This window comes from Vitreoscilla stercoraria DSM 513, from assembly GCF_000382305.1.
GTDB lineage: Bacteria > Pseudomonadota > Gammaproteobacteria > Burkholderiales > Neisseriaceae > Vitreoscilla > Vitreoscilla stercoraria.
Genome location: NZ_KB908019.1, coordinates 1 through 20,614 on the forward strand (window position 1 = coordinate 1; position 20,614 = coordinate 20,614).

Sequence of the window (20,614 nt, forward strand, 5' to 3'; positions counted from 1 at the left end):
GTATAATACAGCCCTATTTCAAAGCTCTGTAACACAGACGGCTTTCTGATTTTAAAGTTTATGTTTGACGACCATAGCGAGTTGGTCCCACGCCTTCCCATCCCGAACAGGACCGTGAAACGACTTAGCGCCGATGATAGTGTGGATTACCCATGTGAAAGTAGGTCATCGTCAAACGCCCCATTTAAAGCCCTGATGCAAACGCATCAGGGCTTTATTCATTCTTAAAGATAGCTTTAAATATAATACACATTCATATAAACAAGCGTCCTGTAAACTTTACAGGACGCTTGTTTATGGATGCTTCCAAATAATTGAAAATAGTATTGAATATTACTTTGACCAATTGGCTCTTTTTAATATTTCATTCGCGATGCGAGGCTGTTTAATTCTTATGAGTATAGGCCTTCTTCTTATTTTGTAGGGGGGAAGGGTCAGCTTAATATCAAGGATATTTAACAGGATAAGGCAAATTTAAACTGTTGTTTATAATGTAAAAGTTAGATAAGAATATGGATATTGCTTCTGTATTGAAAAAAATTTAATTATTATGGATTTAATTGATGTGTATCAAGTAAATTAAAGTTGGTATTGCAATTGCTTTTATCTTATGTAGGTGAAACATTATAAAAAAATAGATGGAAGAATAGATTAGAGGAGTGTCATCGTGGTTACTTTAGAACAGCAAATTGGCGCAAAGTTGGTATTTTTAATGCCAAAAGGAAGTTACACATTTGAAGTTCAAGCCCATCTTCACGATGATTACGGACTTTGCTTTGCTTTGGTTCATGATGGTAATTCATATCAAGATGCTCAATTAGTTAATACTCAATTCACTGATACTGTTTTAGAAGAGATTTTAAGTCTATTGTATCTATTACAAGCTCAAAAAAAATATGGTGATTGGCGGCAGTGTCAGATCACCATTAATGCTGATAAGCATGTTCAATTTAATTTTTCACAAATGCTTTGTAATGCTGACCCTAATGGTGATGATGCGTTACTAGATGATATTCGGGCATTTGTCATGGGTGATTTGGGTAGTGAGATATCTACTAATGTAATATCTGTGGAATTTGATTATCATATCAATATGTTGTTTGCTTTAGCTTTGAATTATGCTACAGGTTCTAATGGTATTGAAAAGAACCCCCAGCTTGCAGCTTATTATTTCAAATCTTTGATTCGATGTGAGACTGTGACTTTAGCGGCATACTATAATTGGGTTGCTTTAGAAAGTGGCTCTGAGCATTATATTGATGTGTGTGAATTTAGTTTGTTGGAGTTGTTACAAAGAGAGCTCAAATCTGATCTGGCTGCCTTGTATGTTTTAGGATTAATGCACCAGTCAGGCTATGAAACTTTGCAACCTAATATTCAACAGGCAATGCATTATTATCAACATGCAGCGTCTTTAGGTTGTACTTTGGCAAAGTTGCGTGTAGAAGACTTATACTTAGATTACATGATTGAAGTTAATAAATCGGTTGCAACCATCAATCATAAAATCCGATTTAATGGATTCAAGTAATCAGTCATGTGTGGCCTCGCCAACAGGAATCGAACCTGTATCTTACGCTTAGGAGGCATATGTTCTATCCGTTGAACTATGGCGAGATGCGTCCTGTAAGTTACAGGACGCTTTGTTTTGATTATATGTTTTAACTTAAGCGAGCAATCGATTGTTCAGCCAATTCACGCATTGCAGTACGCACTTCGTTATCAGGTAAGGCCTGTAAACAAACAATCGCTTGATTGACTGCTTTGTGAGCTTCTTGACGGCAATATGCCAAAGCATCTGAATTTTGTACGTGCGCATAAATCGCATCGAAATATTCACGATCGGCATGTTCTAAAGCATAGCGCACATCTTTGGCTGCTTGCTCTGAGCCTTGCTGCATCAAATAAATCAATGGCAATGTTGGTTTGCCTTCTGCCAAATCATCACCCACATTTTTGCCGATTTGTTCAGGGTCGCCAGAATAATCCAAAATGTCATCGATGATTTGAAAAGCAGTACCCACATACATACCATAGTCTTTTAACGCTTGCTCTTGCTCGGCTGTGGCTTTGGCAAGCAATGCGCCTACTTGTGCAGCCGCCTCGAACAGTTTGGCAGTTTTGTATTGAATGACTTGGAGATATTCAGCTTCGGTGATATTGATGTTACCGATGTTCATCAATTGCATCACTTCGCCTTCGGCGATGATGTTGGTGGCATCAGCCATGACTTCCAAAATGCGCATGTCTTTGGTATGTACCATTAATTGGAAGGCGCGCGTGTATAAAAAGTCACCGACCAAAACAGCGGCAGCATTGCCAAACATATTGTTGGCTGTTTTACGACCTCGGCGTAAATCACTTTCATCGACCACATCGTCATGTAATAAAGTTGAGGTATGAATGAACTCTACCATGGCAGCCAATGAGTACAACATATCTTCATCGTAGCCTAAAACCTTACCTGACAAGACGGTCATGATAGGGCGCAAACGTTTACCGCCTGCGCTGATGATGTATTGACCAATTTGTGAAATCAATGCCACTTCAGACATGACTGCTTGGTTGATGACCACATCAACGCGCGACAAATCATTTTCTAAATGACGTTGGAAGTAAGGCACAGTTTCTAGCATAGGTTGACTTTTGACAGATGGATTCAAAATAACAATCGCAATTATAACATTGTTGCTGTTTGTGTACACTTGGCTTTTGTGGAAAAGCCAATATAGAGAAGCTTTGATATGGCCTGCACTATGAAAATTCACATAATCGATTGATTTGGGTTTTATTTTTGACGTTTTTTTTAAAACAACGTATAATCTTCGATTCTCTTTTGCCATATTGGCAATTTTTTAATTGGAGTTGAGTATGTACGCGGTCGTAAAAACCGGCGGTAAACAATACAAAGTTACCGTTGGCCAAAAATTAAAAGTAGAACAGATACCAGCCGAACTCGACAGCCAAATCGTACTTGAAGAAGTATTGATGGTTGCGGACGGTGAAAACATTCAAATCGGTGCCCCTGTTGTTGCAGGCGCTAAAGTAACTGCTACTGTGGTTTCTCACGGTCGTCACGACAAAGTACGCATTTTCAAAATGCGTCGTCGTAAGCATTACCAAAAACGTCAAGGTCATCGTCAGAATTTCACTGAAATTCGTATCGACGCAATCGCTTAATTTTAGGAGTAAAATCACATGGCAACCAAAAAAGCAGGCGGTAGCTCTAAAAACGGTCGCGATTCAGAAGCTAAACGCTTGGGCGTTAAAGCCTTCGGTAGCGAATTGATTCCAGCTGGTTCTATCATTGTTCGTCAACGTGGTACTCGTTTCCACGCTGGTACCAATGTAGGCATGGGTAAAGACCACACTTTGTTCGCTAAAGTTGACGGTTATGTTGAGTTCACCACCAAAGGTGCGTTGAACCGCAAAACTGTAAACGTTAAGCCTTACACTGGCGAATAAGCAGTAATTTAGAAAAAGCCCTGTCTGTTGATAGGGCTTTTTTTATTTTTTACTTGGTCACAAGACTGATTAGGCGGCCTGAAAAAGGTCTAATGTGTTTTCAGGCCGCCTAATCGGTTTTGTACACACAATCAGAATGATAAAATTAATAATTCAGAATCAAGAGGTTAAGCATGAAGTTTATTGATGAAGCGAAAATTGAAGTGGTAGCAGGCAAGGGTGGCAATGGTGCGTCTAGCTTCCGTCGTGAAAAATTCGTTCCACGCGGTGGTCCTGATGGTGGTGATGGTGGTAAAGGTGGCAGCGTGATTGCTGTGGCGGATGAAAACATCAATACTTTGGTTGAATACCGTTTTGTGAAAAAATATTTGGCTAAAAATGGTGAAAAAGGTCATGGTGCCGACCGTTATGGCAAAGGCGCAGATGACATAGAATTGCACATGCCTGTCGGTACTTTGATTAAAGACGTGGATACCGATGAAATCGTTGCAGACTTGACTGAACACGGTCAGCGCCTTGTTTTGGCTCGTGGCGGTAAAGGTGGTTTAGGCAATATCCATTTTAAATCTTCAACCAATCGCGCACCGCGCCAATGTACGCCTGGCGAGGATGGTGAGAGCCGTTTGTTGAACTTAGAATTGAAAGTTTTGGCAGATGTGGGTTTGCTCGGTATGCCCAATGCAGGTAAATCGACTTTAATCAGTGCCGTTTCTGCAGCACGTCCGAAAGTTGCGGATTATCCATTTACAACCTTGCATCCTAATTTGGGTGTGGTGCGCATGGATGAGAATCACAGCTTTGTGATGGCAGACATTCCAGGTTTGATTGAAGGTGCGGCTGAAGGTGCGGGTTTGGGTCATCGCTTTTTGCGTCATTTGTCACGCACTGGATTGTTATTGCATGTGGTTGATTTAGCACCATTTGCCGAAGATGTTGATCCTGTTAAAGAAGCTTTGGCATTGGCAGAAGAGTTGCGCAAATACGATGAAGCATTGTATGAAAAACCACGTTGGTTTGTGTTGAACAAATTGGACGTTTTGCCTGAAGAAGAGCGTGCTGAACGTGTGCAAGCTTTCTTGGATGCAGTGGGTTGGAATCATCCAAAACCCAACGACCAGTTTGAATTTGATGTGAACACACCGCGTGTGTTTGAAATCTCAGCCATCAACCGTCAAGGTACACAAGATTTGGTGTATGCTATTCATGGTTATATTGAGCGTCAAAAAGAGTTGGCTTTAGAAGAAAAAGCACGTCAAGGTGCGGTATCAACAGAAGTGGTTGAAAAAGCGCAAACTGATCGCTCAGTATTTAAACCAGAATCTTAATTAACAGGAGTCAGCCGCATGAATGCACAATCATCTTTGGTGAATCAATTATTGACACAATTACAAGGTGCCCCTATTTCACAAATTGCTTCTCAATTGGGTGTCAATTCAGATCAGGCACAAAGTGCTGTGAACAGTGCTGTGCCGATGTTATTGGGTATGTTGGGTAACAATGCCACGCAAGGTTCTGGTGCCAGTGATTTATTGGGCGCTTTGATGCGTGACCATGCTCAGCCTGCGGCACAAGCTCAAGGTTTGGGTGGTGGCGATTTATTGAGCAATGTATTGGGTTCTGTTTTGGGTGGCGGTTCTGGCGCTCAAGGTGGTGCGGCGATTTTGGGTCATATTTTTGGTGGCCAACAAGCACAAGCACAAAGCAATTTGGGTCAAGCTTCGGGCTTAGGTGGCGCCAATGCAGGACAGTTGTTGCAAATTTTAGCGCCCATTGTCATGTCTTTCTTGGCCAATAAAGTGCAAACGAGCAATCTGGATGCAGGTGGTTTGGGTCAGGTTTTGGGACAAGAGCGCGCACAAGTACAGCAACAAGGTGGCTTGGCAGGCTCTTTATTGACCAGTGTGTTAGACCAAAATGGTGATGGCAAATTGGATTTGGGCGATGTGTTGAAATTCGGTGCCAGTTTTTTAAACCGTCGTTAAGATTTAATTGTTTGATTCAAAAGCTTTCCATGTATAGTGGAAAGCTTTTTTTATGTATTTAAAAATTTTACAGTACGCTTATATTGATAAAAAAGGTGCAAGATGCGTCCTGTAAGGGGCAAATATCGTATAATTGCCTTTCCTTAAGAATTTTGAAACCATAAGTGAATTATGTTAACCGTATACAATACCTTAACCCGTCAAAAAGAAGCATTTAACCCCATCGATCCTAATAATGTGCGCATGTATGTTTGTGGCATGACGGTGTATGACTATTGTCATTTGGGTCATGCTCGTGTGATGGTGGTGTTTGATATGGTGGCACGTTGGTTGCGCCAATCAGGTTATCCGTTAACTTATGTGCGCAACATCACGGACATCGATGACAAAATCATTGCTCGTGCTGCGCAAAATGGTGAAAGTATTGGCGAATTGACCGCGCGTTTCATTCAAGCGATGGATGAAGATGCGGCAGCTTTGGGTGTGCAAAAACCCAACGAAGAACCTAAAGCCACTGAATATGTGGCGCAAATGATTGCGATGATTGAGCGTTTGATTGCCAATGGCAAAGCGTATGCTGCGGACAATGGTGACGTGTATTATGCGGTACGTGAGTTTGCGGCATATGGTCAATTGTCTGGCAAATCCTTGGATGATTTGCGCGCGGGTGAGCGTGTGGAGGTCGATGGTTTTAAGCGTGATCCATTGGATTTCGTGTTGTGGAAAGCGGCCAAAGCGGGCGAGCCTGCTTGGGAAAGTCCGTGGGGCAATGGTCGTCCAGGTTGGCATATTGAGTGTTCGGCTATGGGCGAAGAAATGTTCGGTCAAGCGTTTGACATTCATGGTGGTGGTGCTGACTTACAATTTCCGCATCATGAAAACGAAATTGCCCAAAGCTGCGGTGCCAGTGGTGTGTGCAATCACAGCCATGACGATTTGGCAGGCAAACACACGCAAAGCCATGTCAAATATTGGATGCACAATGGCTTTATTCGTGTGGACAATGAAAAAATGTCCAAATCTTTGGGTAATTTTTTCACCATTCGCGAAGTGTTGAAAAAATACGATGCGGAAATTGTGCGCTTCTTTATTTTGCGCGCACATTATCGCAGCCCATTGAATTATTCAGATGCGCATTTGGATGATGCCAAAGGTGCGTTGACGCGTTTGTACACGACTTTGAAAAACACCCCGCCTGCTGATGTGGCGATAACTGCTGACAGCAACGAATACACGCAACGTTTCTTTGCGGCGATGAACGATGATTTTGGTACGGTTGAGGCGATGGCGGTGTTGTTTGAATTGGCGGCGGAGGTCAATAAAACCAATGATGCGCAATTGGCAGGCGTCCTGAAAGCTTTGGCGAATGTTTTAGGCTTGTTAGAGCGTGATGCGGTGGCATTTTTACAAGGTGATTTGCATGATACCGATGGTTTGAGCAGTGAGGCGATTGATGCATTGATTGCCCAGCGACAAGCAGCGCGTGCAGCGAAAAACTGGGCGGAATCAGACCGCATTCGTGACGAATTGACAGCAGCTGGTATTATTTTAGAAGATGCAGCAGGTGTAACCACTTGGCGTCGTCAATGATGTGAATCAGCAAGCGTCCTGTAAGATTCTTGCATATAGTCGATTGAAACGATTGAAAAGACCCATTGATGATGGGTCTTTTTGATGTGAATGCAGCGTTATTGTCGCAAAGCTTGTCTGTGAAGCGTGCTTTAAATGGAAAATCCTTGATTGAATAGGAAAGATTGACATATAATCTTGTGTTCATTTTATGCAGCATAGGCACAATCCCTATGCCCGCGAAACTTAAAGGAAAGCACATGAAAGCTGATATCCAACCTAACTACCACGACATCCAAGTAATCTGCTCTTGCGGCAGCACTTTCGTGACCAAATCTACTATGGAAAAAGAAACATTCAATATCGAGGTTTGCTCTGAATGTCATCCTTTCTACACTGGTAAACAAAAAATCGTTGACACGGCTGGTCGTGTTGATCGCTTTAACCAAAAATTCGGCAATATGTTCAACCGTTAATTCGTTTGAAATGCCAAAAAGAAGACAGCTGCGGCTGTCTTTTTTATTGCCATCATTTGATGTCCAGTGTGCAAATGATGGGTATCATGGGGTCACTGGATGAGATATTGAGGTGGATTTGCGATGTTGACATACATCCCTCCTGAGAAGCGCCCTGAAAGCAAACCCACAGAAAAACCTTGGGTTTTGCTGTTGTTGGCATTTGTGTGGCTGTGGCCAGGCATCATCGATCACGATTTATGGAAGCCGCATGAATTTGAATTGCATGCGGCAGTGCAGTCGGTATTGTATCAAGGACAGTTTTGGGCACCGGTGGTGGCAGGACAGCCTTATGTGGAGCAGCCACCTTTGTATGTTTGGGTAGGCAGCTTGTTTCAGAGTGTTTTTTCCCCGTGGCTATTGAGTGAATTCACAGCCATTCGTTTAACCACCGTTTTATTCATGGCGATTGGCTTGGCTTGTGCTGGTGGTGCGGGTCGCCACTTGCTTGGTCGCCGCCATGGGCGCAGTGTGGTGTTGATTTTGATTGGCTGTGTCGGCTTGTTGCTAGCAGGTCATCGTATGGATACATGGGCAATCACATTTGCGGGTTTTGCTTTGAGTCTATACGCCATGACGCGTGCCAATGACCACACTGCTTTGGCAGGATTTGGTTTGGCATTGGGCTGGGTGTTGGTATTTTTATCGTCCAGCTTGAGTGAATTGCTATTGGTGATGTTGATTGCCATCAGCATGTTGGTTTTTGCGCGTTGGCGCAGCCGCCGCTATATGGTCATTTTGGCCATGGCCGCGATGATGGCCATTCCGATGATTACCATTTGGCCTTATGCTTTGTATCAAAGTCACCCTGAAGTATTTCAATTGTGGTGGGAGCGCTATGCTTTTGGTGGTTTTGGCGGATGGAAATACAACTTTTTGGCGCATGAGTTTGGCTATTATGCAACGGTAGCATTGTGGTATGTGTTTCCTGCATGGCCTTTGGCGGTTTGGACGTTTATGAACCGCAGCAAGGTGTCACATCGAGTGTGGCAAGTTTGTGGTATCTGGTTATTGGTCGGTGTATTGTGGTTGGCGTTGATGCGCGAAACGTATACTGAAAATGCATTGATTTTATTGTTGCCTTTGGCGATATTGGGTGCGGCACAATTAGACTCTTTGCGTCGCGGTGCAGTGGCGTTTTTGAATTGGTTTGGCGTAATGTTGTTTGGCATGCTCGCCATATTTTTATGGTTGGGCTTTTTTGCCATGAATTTCGGTTGGCCGACTAAACTGGCTGAACGAGCAGCATATTTTAGCCCATATTATCAGCCTGACTTTGACTATTTCCCAATGATTATCGCGTTTTTATTCACAGTATTGTGGATTTGGGCTGTGACACGCAAACACATGCGAGGTCGTCAAGCAGTGACCAATTGGGCAGCAGGCATGACCTTAAGTTGGAGTTTGCTGATGACTTTGTTCTTACCATGGATTGATGCGGCTAAAAGTTATCGGCCTGTTGTGGAACAATTTCAGGCTGCTTTGCATCCGAATACCGCAGCGCGTTTGGTGTCTGGGCAAGATTGTTTGTACATTGATGCCCAAGAAAATCGCATAGCATGGTTGGCTTGGGAAGCATACAGTGATGTTAAAATCACGATGGATGAGCAGCAAAATTGCCAATACCGTTTGGTGGTTTTGAGCCAAACTCAACAAAATAACTTGAAGCAGTGGGAAGTCGTTTGGCGAGGTCACCGCCCACGCGAAGACTATGAACATTTTGTATTGCTGCAAAAGCAGCAATTTGAAGCATTATTTTAAAAAGGAAGCAGTATGAGCCGTACGACTTTGATTCATGCAGGTTGGATCATTCCTATGAGCGATGAGCCTGTGGTGTTGCGCAATCAGGTTTTGGTATTAAAAGACCATCAAATTGATGCCATTGTCACGCCTGAACAAGCGCAAGACATGATTGCCGATGAAGTATTGCAATTGCCTAATCATGTGTTGATGCCCGGTTTAGTGAATTTACATGGTCACAGCGCGATGACTTTGCTGCGTGGTTTTGCCGATGATTTGGATTTGATGGATTGGTTGAATAACCACATTTGGCCAGCGGAAGGCAAACACGTCAGTGATGAGTTTGTGTATGATGGTTCGGTGTTGGCGATGGCGGAAATGTTGCTCGGTGGCACAACGACCATTAACGACATGTATTTTTACCATGATGCAGTCGCTCGTGCGGGCTTGAAAACAGGCATGCGTACGATGGTCGGTTGTTCTATTTTGGAGTTTCCAACCAATTATGCGCAAAATGCCGATGAATACATCAGCAAATCTTTACAGGACGCCCAAGCTTATCAAAATGAAGAGTTGATTAACTTTGTTTGGGCACCGCATGCGCCTTACACGGTGTCAGATGAAACATTCAAACGTGTGGTGGCGTTGGCAGAAGAACACGATTGGTTGATTCATTGCCACATTCATGAAACTGCTTTTGAAGTGGAAGACTCAGTCAAACAACATGGCAAGCGTCCATTGCAACGTTTGGATGAATTGGGCGTGTTAAGCCCACGTTTGATTGCGGCACACATGGTGCATACCAATGAAGAAGAAATGGCATTGGTGGCTAAGCGTGGCATCAGCATTGCGCACAATCCAGCTTCTAATATGAAATTGGCATCTGGTTTTGCGCCGATTCAAGCGATGTTGGATGCGGGTGTCAATGTGGGATTGGGCACTGATGGCGCAGCGTCTAACAATAAATTGGATATGTTTGCCGACATGCGTTTGGGTGCATTGATTGCCAAAGGCAGCACGCGCAAACCAACCGATGTCAAAGCATATGACATGTTGAAAATGGCGACCATTAATGGTGCCAAAGCCTTACATTTGGATGACAAAGTTGGCACTTTGCAAGCCGGCAAACAAGCCGATATGATTGCAGTGGATTTGTCTGCGTTGGCGACTCAGCCTGTGTTCGATCCGATTTCACATTTGGTGTATGCGGCAGACCGTTCGCAAGTGTCACATGTTTGGATTAATGGCGAGCATTTGGTGGCAGAGGGTGAATTGACTCGTTTGAATCAAGCTGACTTATTGGCCAATGCACAACACTGGCAACAAAAAATTGCCGCAGGCTAATGGTATTACAGGACGCTTGAAATACAAAAACCGCTCTTTAAAAGAGCGGTTTTTTGATACAACGTGTTTTATAAACTATTGAACAAATTTTGTGCACGTTTGGAATAGGTTTCACTGCCGCTTTCAATTAAATCAATCAAAATCTCTCGTGCAGCGTCAGATTCGCCCAAATCCGAGTACATTTGCGCCAATTCCCATTTGGCTGAATACGTATGTTCCATATTGTTCAAATAGGCATCTTTGTCCACGATAGGTGGTGCTGTTTCAATCATGGCCAAAGGTGCTGGGATGGATGGCGATGTGGTTGGTGTCACACTTGGTTCTATCAATGCCAAATCAGGGGCTTCTTGGAACAATTCGCTGTTAAAAGCAGAATCCAAGTCCAAATCTAAGCCCAAACTATCCAGGCTGGATGAGGTTGCAGTGTTGGTACCATTCAATGTCTCTGTGATATGGCTAGCATCCTGTAAACTGGTATCGCTTGGCATATCCAAATCAAATGACAAGTCAAAATCGTCTAATGAAATGTCTTCAGAAGCCTGTTGATTGGCGTTATTTTGAGTGTTGATAAGCTCAGACAAATCAAATGATTCTAATTCTTCTAATGCCAAGGCAATGTCAGTATCACTGGTGGTTGCGGCAGTGGTTTCTGTTTCCAATGATAAAGCAAAATCATCCAAAGAGAATGTGTTGCTAGATGCTGCCGTGGTATCCATCATATCAACAGCATCAACATCTAAAGTCAATTCAAAATCATCTAAATTGAATTCATCTTGAGATGTGGTGTTAGCGTTGGCATTGTCATCCAAGTTTAAATTATCTAAAGTAAGACCCATGCTCGATACCGCTTGTGCATTAGCAGGCACACTGAATGACAAATCAAAATCTTCGATAGACAAGGATTCTGAAATCTCAGGCTCTGGTGTGGCAACAGTCTCTTTGGGCGTGTTTATCTCATCGTTGGATGGGAAATCAAACTGATGAGAGACAATGTCTGGGGTCGCAGTCGGTGCAGGCTGAGAGCTCGGCTCTATGGCTGGATTCAACTCATCCAGATTCAAACCATCTAAACTTAAATCAAAGTCTAAATCGCTGGCTTCATGCTCGGTCAATGATGTCGATTCTGATGTATCGACATCTAAAGACAAAATACTGTCATGAACAGGTAGCTCAATGGTGTTGTCAGGTGCAGCCAAATCGTTTGCGTCTGTTTGTAATAATGCATCCAAATCCAATGCCGCTGCATCGGAAATAGGGTCTGCCGCTTGTATGGTTGGTATATCGGCAATAGCATTTTCATCATCAAGGCTGAGGCTGCCAAAATCAAAAGCATCTTCTGCTTCTGGCAATGCATTAATTGGTTGTTCAGCATGTTCTTCTGTTGGCAAACCAAAGTCACCTGTACCTGCCCATGCTTGGGTAGGGCGATCAGATTTAGCCGGTGGCGTATCAATACTGAAATCTTTGAAATCATGTACAGAGAATTCAGGCGAAGCAGCTTGTTCTACTTTGGTCGCTAATTCAGGAAAATCAGATGTTGTGGGAGCCGCTTCAGTTTCTTCGGCACCCAGTAACGTATCGAAAGTATCATCGGTTTTTAACAAATCATCGAAGTTTAAACCGCTAAACGAATCATCAAAAGCCAATTGATTGTGTTCTGACTCCAATGAAATGCTGCTGAATTTGCTGACAAAATCATCATCTTCTGTATTGGCAATACTGGCATCATTTGATGTGTGGTCTTCGACCTGATTATCAGACTCACTGAACAATTCATCTAAATTGAGTGCAAAGTGATCATCTATTGCAGAATCTGACCCCGCTTCTACTTTTGGCATGTTTGTAGCAGTGATTTCTTCAGGTAGGTCTAATTCATCAAATGATAAATTTGCTACGGGCTCAGCCTCTGCTACGACGGCAGTTGTTACCGCCAATGCAGCTGCCGCCACAGGTATTTTAGCTGATGGTGTTTCGGTAGCGATGGTATCTAAATTGAAATCAAAGTTAATGTCATTGATGTCTTCTTGGCTTAAAGTCAAACCTGCATTGGCAGCTGTGGTACTGTCAAAATTAATATCAGATGTTTTACTTAAGCTTGGTTTGGCAGAAGCCGCGGCTTGGAAATCATCTTCAAAGTCTAAATCATTTAAGGACGGTATTTTGGCAATAGGCGCAGCCGTTTGAGCGATTTCACTCAAACTGTCTAAGCTGCTAACATCAAAATTACTTAAGTCAAAATCATCTAATGCTGGCGCTGAAGTTGGTTGGTTGGTCGGTGCAGATTGGGCTGCTGCAATTTGTGGTGTGTTGTTTAAGTTTTCAAAACTACTTAAATCAAAATCGCCCAAATCAAATTCATCTGCAGCAGGCGCAGCAGTCGGTCGGGTGGTTGGTGCTGATTGTTCTGTTGTATGTTGTGGGGCATCGTTTGATTTTTCAAAACTACTTAAATCAAAATCGCCTAAGTCAAATTCATCCGCCACAGGTGCCGCAGTTGGTCGGGTGGTTGGTGCCGATTGTTCTGTTGTAATTTGAGGGACATCGTTTGATTTTTCGAAACTGCTTAAATCAAAATTGTCCAAATCAAATTCATCCGCGACAGGTGCGGCAGTCGGTTTGCTTGTTGGCGCAGCGTGGGCCACTGCAATTTGAGGTGTATCGTTTAAGCTTTCAAAGCTGCTCAAGTCAAAATCACCCAAATCGAACTCATCAGCTGCAGGCGCAGTCGTTGGTTTAATCGTAGGCGCTGGTTGCGCCATCGCCGTTTTAGGTAAGTCGCCTAAATCATTTAAAGTATCTAGATTGAAATCATCATTGAAGTCGTCAAATGAAGCATTGCTGTGATGGCTGGTTTGGTTGGTACTCTTGTCAAAATTGAGAGCGGCACTTGGTTGGGCAAAGCTGTTTGTATTTTTTAAAACATCGTCTAAATCAAAATTTAAGTTGGTATCAGCGTGTTGTTGATTGGTGAAATTTTGAATAGGTGCAGGCGTTTGATCACCAAAGCCATTTTGTTGTAATAAACTGTCTAATTCATTGAGGTCAAAACCACCTAAATCATCGTTTTGATGAGTTTGAGTTGGGGCCGCTGTAGGCGCAGAGCTAGATGGATGAGGTTTAAATACTTGGTCTAAATCGTCTAAATTAAAGTCATCCAATTCAGGTGCAACAGTGGCGTCTGGATGAGCAAATTGCGCCAAATCTTCTGCGCTTGGCATGAAGTCGTTGTCAAATGAGTTGGTCGCGTAGGTGGCACCCACTGCGGCTGCGCCAATAACGGTTGAACCAGCAATGACTTTAGGGGCGATTGTTGGTTGCGCTGTGGCTTGATGCAAGGTTTCATCGCTGTCTGCATCAAAGCTGTCAAAAGCATTTAAAGCATCTAATTCAGCTGAGGACAGATTATTACTATCATTGCCTTGGGTGTCTTTCTTATCTGTGGACGCCTCATCCAAGTCAAATTGGATATCACCATCATCATGATGGTCATCTCCGCCATCTGGGTCATTGTTGGATTTTTGTTGGCGTTTTTTTAATAAGAAGAAAACCAATAATAAAGTAATCAAACCACCTGCCAAATATGGCAAGTATTGCATAATCAAATCTAAAAGCTCAGGTTCTGGCTCAGGCTCTGGTAATGGTTTTTTAGGTTTTGGCTTGATGACAGGCTCAGTCGCAACAGCAGAAGCAACAACCGCAGAGGCAGTAGCTTCAGAAGCGGCCACTTGCGGAGCAGAGGCTGGCATCGGTATTGGCGCAGATGCAGCTTGTGCAATATCTGCTGCGGCTTTTTTCTCGGCATCGGCAGCAGCTTGCTTATCAATATTGGCAGTATCAGCCGCTTTTTTGTCAGCTGCCGCTTGCGCTTCTGCCGCCGCTTTTTTCTCTGCTTCAATAGCGGCTTTTTTGGCCGCCTCTGCTTCTGCCAACTCTTGTGCTAGTTTTTGTTCTAATTGTTTTTTCTGCGTTTCTAATTCAGCCAATTGTTTTTTGATGGCTTGAACATCATCTCCTGAAGCATTGGCTGCTTGAGCAGCAACGCTTGCGCTTGCTACGGTAGCAACGGCTGCGGTGGCTGCAATTTTATTGGTACTCGAAGCTATGGCTGCTTTAGGCATGCGACCTGTTGCCAATAAGTGCATGTCTTGTGCTGATGGAATATTTAAAGTGGCATCACCATACAATAAGTTTGGATTTTTATTGCGGAAAGCTTGCGGATTGGCACGCAATAAGGCATTGACTGTTTGTGCAGTACTTAAGCCTTGTGGTTGGAAACGACTGGCAATAGCGTGAATATTATCGTTAGGCTGTACTTTGTATTGCTCTGCTGCCGCTACACGCGCTGAACGTATGGTGGGTGTTTTAACTGGCTGAGCGTGCTGACGATTGTTTTGAATGGTGCGTTTGTTGACGCGAGGCATTTCAGCAGCAGGTTTTTTAGCTTTTACTGTGACTGCGGCTTCATCGACTTTGGTACTGGTCGCTTGCGGCGTATTTTGGCTGCTTGAATTGCTTTCAGTTGTGTTTGGTTTGGGTGGCATGGTCACTTGCGCATTGTTGGCCGCTGTCGTTGGTACAGCTGGAATGGCTTTATTGGCGTTGACTTGTGCCGATTGATGTGCGCTGTCTTTAGGATCGATAATGGCTGAGTAATGGCGGCTTTGCGTGCCTGCCTGAATACTCAAACGCATTACAGGGTCATTAATGGGTGTCTTAGAGCGCAAGTGAATGACTGCCGAATCACCTTGCTTGCTCACACGAGCGGAAACCGGTGCGCCAGATATTTTGACAGACGAAGGTGATTTTAAAATCTCTTGAGCCGTAGGACCAGTCACGACAATGCTGCCATTAAAGCGCTCACCTAAATGAGACTGTACGTTCAAGTTGTTCATAGAGGCCATGGCTGCTGTAGAACTGCTTGCTACCAATAAGCCTGCTACTAGTTTTAGATTCATATTCGATTTAGACATAATCCCTCAGTCATCGTATCTATACATCGGTTTGAGTACGTTCAATAATGGCAACAAGCCATTGTGAACGCCTTACAAATATCAGTGATAGTTTAACGTATATTTATTATTGGTATGTTAGCTTAACATCAATCTACAATGAAACGCTGATTGCTTCATGCTTTACGCTAAAAATGCAGCTTGATTGCCACTGTATAACAGAATTTTTGTTCCTAAAATACCACAGTGTTATGCCTACATTATATGCTTTTGGAGTGAGGCATGGGTAACAAGTTTCTTAAGAGGATGGATTTGAATGGCTTGTGGGAGAAAGCTTATAGATGATTGATGTCATCAATATGGGTTATTAAAAGGATAAATGGATAGTGATTAAATATTCTTTCAGGCCGCTTATTGCTTTGTAGAGACAGTCATTGCAAAGTGTTTTGTGGTGTATTTTGGACAGATTAGATGCATCTGATACTTTTAACTCACAACAAAACTGCGATACTATCGAGGTTTTGTAAGCTCGTGTGCTGAAAATGGTCAGACATGATTTACAGCAGTTTATACAAAGGATAGAACCATGTTGTACATGATTTTGGCAACAGATGTAGATGACAGTACAGCGTTGCGTCAAGAACACCGCCCAGCACATTTGGCTCGTTTGGAACAAATGAAGGCGGATGGTCGCTTGTTGTTGGCAGGTCCAACCCCTTATCCTGAACAAGAAGGTGTTTCAGGCAGCTTGATTGTGGCTGAGTTTGAGACTTTGGATGCTGCCGAAGAATGGGCGAGCCAAGATCCATTTGCTTTGAATGGCATTTATACAGAAGTGTTGATTAAACCATTTCGTGTGACGTTAGAAAAATGAGCTTAGTGACTGAGATTGAACAACGTTTGCAGGTGTTAAAACCATTGGTATGCGTGTGTGATGATGAAAGTCATCACCATGTTGGACATGCAGGTAACAATGGTGGTGGACATTATGCTTTGTTGATTGTCAGTGAAGCATTTGAAGGTGTGAGCCGTATTGAGCGTCAACGCATGGTGAATGCACCGTTACAGGATTTATTCCCTGTTCAAATACATGCTTTGAGTATTCGTGCTTTGAGCGTGGCGCAATGGCAAGAACTACAACAGAAAGATTCTAAATGAAAAAAGTATTCATGGTTGCTGCTGTGATGGCGGTATTGAGTGGTGGTGTTCATGCAGCAACATTGGTGACAGTCAATGGTGAGAAAATTGACAGCGCTGTCATTGATGCACAAGTGCAATTGATTACTCAAAAGAGCAATGGTCAAATTCAAGACAGCCAACAATTGCGCAATGGTTTGCTAGAGCGCATGGCAGGTCAAACTGTGGTGGTACAAGAAGCCAAACGCTTGAAATTAGACCAAACAAGTGCATATAAAGATGCGCTGAAACAAGCGCGCGCGGCAGCCAAAGAGCAAGGCGCAGACAAACAGCCAACGTTCAAGCAAGAATTTGCTCAATATGAGCGTGATTTGTTGAATCAAGCTTATGCTATTTATGTGATTGAGCAAAATCCAGTGGCAGCTGCGGAAGTACAGGCTTTTTACACCGATTTTCAGAAGAAATACCAAGGCAGTGAAGAGGTTAAATTGTCTGAGATTTTCTTAAGCACAGAAGCCGATGCTAAGGCAGTAGTGGCTGACTTGAAAAAAGGTCAGAAGTTTGCAGATGTGGCCAAAGCCAAAAGCTTGGACCCGCGTGCCAAACAAAGCGGTGGTGAAAATCCTAATTATGTGAATTTGAAAGACATGCAGCAAAATGCCCCAGCGGTTTATGCGGTGATTTCAAATTTGAAAAAAGGTCAATATAGCCAACCGGTCAACGCTCAAAATGTTTGGGGCGTGTTTAAATTAGAAGACAAACGTGCGGCTAATATTCCAGCTTTTGAGACGGTACAAGCCAATATTGTCAATCAATTGCGCAATGAGCGTGTGAATGCAGCAACGGGTCAATTGTTCCAAAAAGCAAAAATTGAACAGTAATTTTGAATCACAAGGTTAAGTAAACATGAAAAAAACCAGTATTGCCGCCATTTTGATGGCGTGCATGGTAGGTGTGGCTGTTGCAGCAGCGCCTGCAATTGAAGAAGTGCGTATTGATGCGTTGGTAAAACAGTTTGAGCAAATGAATCCCGGTCAACAAATGCCTGCTGCCGATCGCGATCATTTGAAAGGTCAAATCAAAAGCCATTTGCAACAGCAAGAAATTTTAAAGCAAGAAGCTTTAAAATTGGGTTTGAATAACCAGCCTGAAGTCAAAGCGATGTTGCAAAATATGGAAGCGGAAGTGTATGCGGCCAAATATGTGGAGCATTTGAAAGCCAATGTGGTCATCAGTGATGCTGATTTGCATGCCAAATACCGTGAATTGACGCGCGAATTGAAATTGCAATTTGCAGAATTCGATAACCGTGAAGCTGCGATTCAAGCGCAAGAATTGTTGAAAAAAGGCGCGATGTTTACAGATTTGGTGAAATTGTTGCCAGCTCAAGAACAAGGTTTGGCCGGCAATTGGTGGCCAGCGGCTGAAATGGGTCAATTCCCAGCTGGCGTTCAAGGTTTGGTCAAAGGTCAAATCACTGCTGAGCCTGTGGAAATTGAAGGCAAATTCTATTTGTTCCGCGTGGCTGATGAGCGTGCGAGTGCTGAAGCACCTGCGTTTGATGCCATTAAAGACCAATTGGCCAATGAAACCCGCGAAGCCAAAGTCAAAGAACAATTAATCACTTTGTTCAAAGCCAATGGCGTAGAAGTACCACAAATGCAATAAGGCGAAAGTCAGATGGAACAAGCGTCCTGTAAAAGTTTACAGGACGCTTTTTTCATGTCTAACCAGTTTTAGTGAGACAGTTCGTCCGTAATCATTTGTAAAAAATCCACACGACTGGCTGGTAACACGCCTTGTTCGACGGCATTTTTCACCGCGCAATTGGGTTCATTGCGATGGGTGCAATTGTGAAAGCGACAGGCTCCTATCAAATGACGCATATCAGGGAAATAATGCAACAAATCGGCACGTTCTAAATGGTGCAAACCGAAGGCTTGTAAGCCGGGAGAGTCGATTAATTGCGTGTCTTCGTCCAATTGATAAAGCTGTGCGTGGGTGGTGGTGTGTTTGCCTGAATCCAATGCCGTCGAAATGTCGCCCGTGCGGGCGATGTTTTCGCCCAAAATGGCATTGGTTAAAGTGGACTTGCCCATACCAGATTGACCCAAGAAAATATTGCTGTGACCTTTTAAAATCGGGCGCAAATCGTCTACGCTTTGTAAGGCACTCAAGGTGCTAAAACCATAGCCTAAATCCGCATAATATTGGAACACCGCTTGCCATTTGGCAGTGCCTTCTAAATCAGACTTATTCAGGACGATGTGGGCTTGAATGTTGCCCGCTTCGGCAGCAAGCAACGCCCGTTGCACTAACATTTCATTCGGGGAAGGTTCTGCGGCAATCACAATCAATAATTGTGACACATTGGCGGCAATCAATTTGCTTTTGAACGCATCTTGGCGATAAAGCAAGCTTTGGCGCGGTAAAAAATCTTCTATGACCACTTGTTCTGCATTGATAGATTGGATTTTAACTTGGTCGCCGCAAGCATAATCGACCCGCTTTTTGCGTGTGGTGGCTTGAAAGGTTTGGCCTTGTTCGTCACGAACAATGTATTGGCGACCATAACTGGTGATGATTTGTGCAGTTTGCATCAATGTTTTCCTGCTTGTTTGAGGGCGGCAATGCGCTCGTTGGCATTCGGATGGCTGGCGTAAAAACGGCTGTGCCATGCATCAGGCGTGAGCGTGCTGGCATTGCTGCGATAAAGTTTGGTGAGTGCTGAAATCAAATCGGCAGCTTGGCTGTGTTGGGCAGCAAAACGATCGGCTTGGTATTCGTTGCGGCGCGACATCAGGCTTGCCAATGGTGAAAATGGAAAAGTGAACACAGGTAAAATCAACATGAAAAGCAATAAAGCCATCGCATGGCTAGGATAATGCACGCCCAATTGGTTGAAAAAACCAAACTCAGGTAAGTTTAACAATTGGCTTAAAATCCACAATACTGCTAATCCCAACACAAATTGGATGCTGATTTGTTGTGTGATATGGCCGTGTTTGAAGTGCCCCAACTCATGCGCCAAAACGGCTTCGACTTCTTTGTCGTTTAATTCGGTTAATAAAGTATCGTAAAACACGATGCGTTTTTGTTTTCCAAACCCTGTAAAGTAAGCATTGCTGTGACCTGAGCGTTTAGATCCATCCACGACAAACAAGCCATTGCTGGCAAAGCCTGTACGAGTGAGCAAGGCTTCTATGCGTTGTTTCAGGTCGCCTTCGGGTATGGGTGTAAATTGATTGAACAAAGGTGCAATCCATTTTGGATAAGCCCACAATAAGCCCAAGGATAAGCCGACCCAAACCATCCACACCCATAACCACCAATTTGTTCCCATGCTGCCCATTAAGTAAATTAGCACATACAAGACAGGGACACTGATGAGTGCGACGACTGCTGTGGTTTTGAGGGTATCGTTGAGAAATTGTCCCAAAGTGTTGCGGTTGAAACCGAAACTTTGTTCTAATTTAAAAGTGCGGTACAGTGCAAAAGGCAAAGACAAAAGACTATTGGTGAGCGCAAACAAGCCCAACATCACCACGCCTTGTGTCATTGGTGCGTATGCAAACCATTTGGCACTGAGGCTGGCAATCAAGTTTAAGCCTCCGCCTAGCGTCCAAATCAACAATAAAGCGGCCTGAAACAAAATTTCATAACGCAGTAAACGTTGTTTGGCGAGCGTATAATCTGCCGCTTTTTGATGCTCATCCAAGCTGATTTGGTGGTTAAAATCATCAGGCACAAAAGCCCGATGCCGCCTAACCGACAAGCTTTGGCGAATAGACAGGTATAATTGCAATAATGTGCTGAATACAAAAAACAGCAAAAACAGTCCAGTCAGCATAAAATCAGTGAAAAAATAATCGTGTCGTATTATCGCATGATTGACCTTGAGCGGGCGGATGGC

Annotated in this window: 17 protein-coding genes, 1 tRNA gene and 1 rRNA gene; 14 read left to right on the plus strand and 5 right to left on the minus strand. The window is 43.5% G+C overall.

What is annotated here, in order from left to right; genetic code table 11:
- Positions 1-63 precede the first annotated feature (63 nt).
- Together rrf and H150_RS0101365 are read left to right on the plus strand one after the other, a co-directional pair.
- A 5S ribosomal RNA gene (rrf, locus tag H150_RS0101360) occupies positions 64-177 on the plus strand.
- Positions 178-667: 490 nt separating this feature from the next.
- Positions 668-1,531, plus strand: a complete 864-nt coding sequence (locus H150_RS0101365) for an SEL1-like repeat protein (protein ID WP_019957249.1) — start codon at positions 668-670, stop codon at positions 1,529-1,531.
- An 11-nt stretch (positions 1,532-1,542) separates the two neighbouring features.
- Here H150_RS0101365 and H150_RS0101370 read toward each other — a convergent pair.
- A tRNA-Arg gene (locus H150_RS0101370) sits at positions 1,543-1,617 on the minus strand.
- 44 nt (positions 1,618-1,661) lie between these two features.
- On the minus strand, positions 1,662-2,636 hold the full coding sequence (locus tag H150_RS0101375; protein ID WP_026353379.1) for a polyprenyl synthetase family protein: 975 nt from the start codon (positions 2,634-2,636) through the stop codon (positions 1,662-1,664).
- 235 nt (positions 2,637-2,871) lie between these two features.
- Here H150_RS0101375 and rplU point away from each other — a divergent pair, with 235 nt between their 5' ends.
- The 8 genes from rplU (at position 2,872) to H150_RS0101420 (ending at position 10,615) form a co-directional block, all read left to right on the plus strand.
- Complete coding sequence (gene rplU / locus H150_RS0101380; protein WP_019957251.1) at positions 2,872-3,180, plus strand: 50S ribosomal protein L21; 309 nt, start codon at positions 2,872-2,874, stop codon at positions 3,178-3,180.
- Between the two features lie 18 nt (positions 3,181-3,198).
- Positions 3,199-3,465, plus strand: a complete 267-nt coding sequence (rpmA, locus tag H150_RS0101385) for a 50S ribosomal protein L27 (RefSeq protein ID WP_019957252.1) — start codon at positions 3,199-3,201, stop codon at positions 3,463-3,465.
- Positions 3,466-3,638: 173 nt separating this feature from the next.
- On the plus strand, positions 3,639-4,790 hold the full coding sequence (gene obgE, locus H150_RS0101390; RefSeq protein ID WP_019957253.1) for a GTPase ObgE: 1,152 nt from the start codon (positions 3,639-3,641) through the stop codon (positions 4,788-4,790).
- Positions 4,791-4,808: 18 nt separating this feature from the next.
- Positions 4,809-5,447, plus strand: coding sequence for a DUF937 domain-containing protein (locus H150_RS0101395; protein ID WP_019957254.1), 639 nt, complete (start codon positions 4,809-4,811; stop codon positions 5,445-5,447).
- A gap of 171 nt (positions 5,448-5,618) precedes the next feature.
- Positions 5,619-7,037, plus strand: a complete 1,419-nt coding sequence (gene cysS, locus H150_RS0101400) for a cysteine--tRNA ligase (RefSeq protein ID WP_019957255.1) — start codon at positions 5,619-5,621, stop codon at positions 7,035-7,037.
- A 239-nt stretch (positions 7,038-7,276) separates the two neighbouring features.
- Complete coding sequence (rpmE, locus tag H150_RS0101410) at positions 7,277-7,492, plus strand: 50S ribosomal protein L31 (RefSeq protein WP_019957257.1); 216 nt, start codon at positions 7,277-7,279, stop codon at positions 7,490-7,492.
- 123 nt (positions 7,493-7,615) lie between these two features.
- Complete coding sequence (locus tag H150_RS0101415) at positions 7,616-9,292, plus strand: ArnT family glycosyltransferase (protein WP_019957258.1); 1,677 nt, start codon at positions 7,616-7,618, stop codon at positions 9,290-9,292.
- Positions 9,293-9,304: 12 nt separating this feature from the next.
- Positions 9,305-10,615, plus strand: a complete 1,311-nt coding sequence (locus H150_RS0101420) for a TRZ/ATZ family hydrolase (protein WP_019957259.1) — start codon at positions 9,305-9,307, stop codon at positions 10,613-10,615.
- 68 nt (positions 10,616-10,683) lie between these two features.
- On the opposite strand, the gene H150_RS0101425 is transcribed toward H150_RS0101420, so the two are convergent.
- Complete coding sequence (locus H150_RS0101425) at positions 10,684-15,585, minus strand: FimV/HubP family polar landmark protein (RefSeq protein WP_081619519.1); 4,902 nt, start codon at positions 15,583-15,585, stop codon at positions 10,684-10,686.
- Between the two features lie 565 nt (positions 15,586-16,150).
- Here H150_RS0101425 and H150_RS0101435 point away from each other — a divergent pair.
- From H150_RS0101435 to H150_RS0101450, 4 genes are read left to right on the plus strand one after another with little or no spacing between them, the layout of a single operon-like run.
- Entirely contained in the window at positions 16,151-16,438 is a 288-nt protein-coding gene (locus H150_RS0101435; protein ID WP_019957261.1) for a YciI family protein, read from the plus strand.
- A complete protein-coding gene (locus H150_RS0101440; RefSeq protein WP_019957262.1) occupies positions 16,435-16,722 on the plus strand; it encodes a BolA family protein in 288 nt (95 codons plus the stop codon). Before H150_RS0101435 ends, H150_RS0101440 begins: the two co-directional genes overlap by 4 nt.
- Positions 16,719-17,582, plus strand: coding sequence for a peptidylprolyl isomerase (locus tag H150_RS0101445; RefSeq protein WP_019957263.1), 864 nt, complete (start codon positions 16,719-16,721; stop codon positions 17,580-17,582). The genes H150_RS0101440 and H150_RS0101445 overlap by 4 nt, the downstream gene beginning before the upstream one ends.
- Before the next feature lie 25 nt (positions 17,583-17,607).
- A complete protein-coding gene (locus H150_RS0101450) occupies positions 17,608-18,369 on the plus strand; it encodes a peptidyl-prolyl cis-trans isomerase (RefSeq protein WP_019957264.1) in 762 nt (253 codons plus the stop codon).
- 68 nt (positions 18,370-18,437) lie between these two features.
- Here the strand turns inward: H150_RS0101450 and rsgA are convergent, their stop codons facing one another.
- Entirely contained in the window at positions 18,438-19,301 is an 864-nt protein-coding gene (gene rsgA, locus H150_RS0101455) for a ribosome small subunit-dependent GTPase A (protein WP_019957265.1), read from the minus strand.
- The gene (locus tag H150_RS0101460; protein WP_019957266.1) at positions 19,301-20,551 is read right to left on the minus strand and encodes a M48 family metallopeptidase; all 1,251 of its coding nucleotides are present in this window, start codon (positions 20,549-20,551) and stop codon (positions 19,301-19,303) included. Before H150_RS0101460 ends, rsgA begins: the two co-directional genes overlap by 1 nt.
- Positions 20,552-20,614 lie beyond the last annotated feature (63 nt).

Coding starts and splice junctions, on each gene's coding strand:
- H150_RS0101375 (WP_026353379.1), bottom strand. CDS start 2,636: ATGCTAGAAACTGTGCCTTACTTCCAACGTCATTTAGAAAATGATTTG.
- H150_RS0101440 (WP_019957262.1), top strand. CDS start 16,435: ATGAGCTTAGTGACTGAGATTGAACAACGTTTGCAGGTGTTAAAACCA.
- H150_RS0101420 (WP_019957259.1), top strand. CDS start 9,305: ATGAGCCGTACGACTTTGATTCATGCAGGTTGGATCATTCCTATGAGC.
- rplU (WP_019957251.1), top strand. CDS start 2,872: ATGTACGCGGTCGTAAAAACCGGCGGTAAACAATACAAAGTTACCGTT.
- rpmA (WP_019957252.1), top strand. CDS start 3,199: ATGGCAACCAAAAAAGCAGGCGGTAGCTCTAAAAACGGTCGCGATTCA.
- H150_RS0101415 (WP_019957258.1), top strand. CDS start 7,616: ATGTTGACATACATCCCTCCTGAGAAGCGCCCTGAAAGCAAACCCACA.
- cysS (WP_019957255.1), top strand. CDS start 5,619: ATGTTAACCGTATACAATACCTTAACCCGTCAAAAAGAAGCATTTAAC.
- obgE (WP_019957253.1), top strand. CDS start 3,639: ATGAAGTTTATTGATGAAGCGAAAATTGAAGTGGTAGCAGGCAAGGGT.
- H150_RS0101450 (WP_019957264.1), top strand. CDS start 17,608: ATGAAAAAAACCAGTATTGCCGCCATTTTGATGGCGTGCATGGTAGGT.
- H150_RS0101445 (WP_019957263.1), top strand. CDS start 16,719: ATGAAAAAAGTATTCATGGTTGCTGCTGTGATGGCGGTATTGAGTGGT.
- H150_RS0101425 (WP_081619519.1), bottom strand. CDS start 15,585: ATGTCTAAATCGAATATGAATCTAAAACTAGTAGCAGGCTTATTGGTA.
- rpmE (WP_019957257.1), top strand. CDS start 7,277: ATGAAAGCTGATATCCAACCTAACTACCACGACATCCAAGTAATCTGC.
- H150_RS0101395 (WP_019957254.1), top strand. CDS start 4,809: ATGAATGCACAATCATCTTTGGTGAATCAATTATTGACACAATTACAA.
- H150_RS0101435 (WP_019957261.1), top strand. CDS start 16,151: ATGTTGTACATGATTTTGGCAACAGATGTAGATGACAGTACAGCGTTG.
- rsgA (WP_019957265.1), bottom strand. CDS start 19,301: ATGCAAACTGCACAAATCATCACCAGTTATGGTCGCCAATACATTGTT.
- H150_RS0101460 (WP_019957266.1), bottom strand. CDS start 20,551: ATGCTGACTGGACTGTTTTTGCTGTTTTTTGTATTCAGCACATTATTG.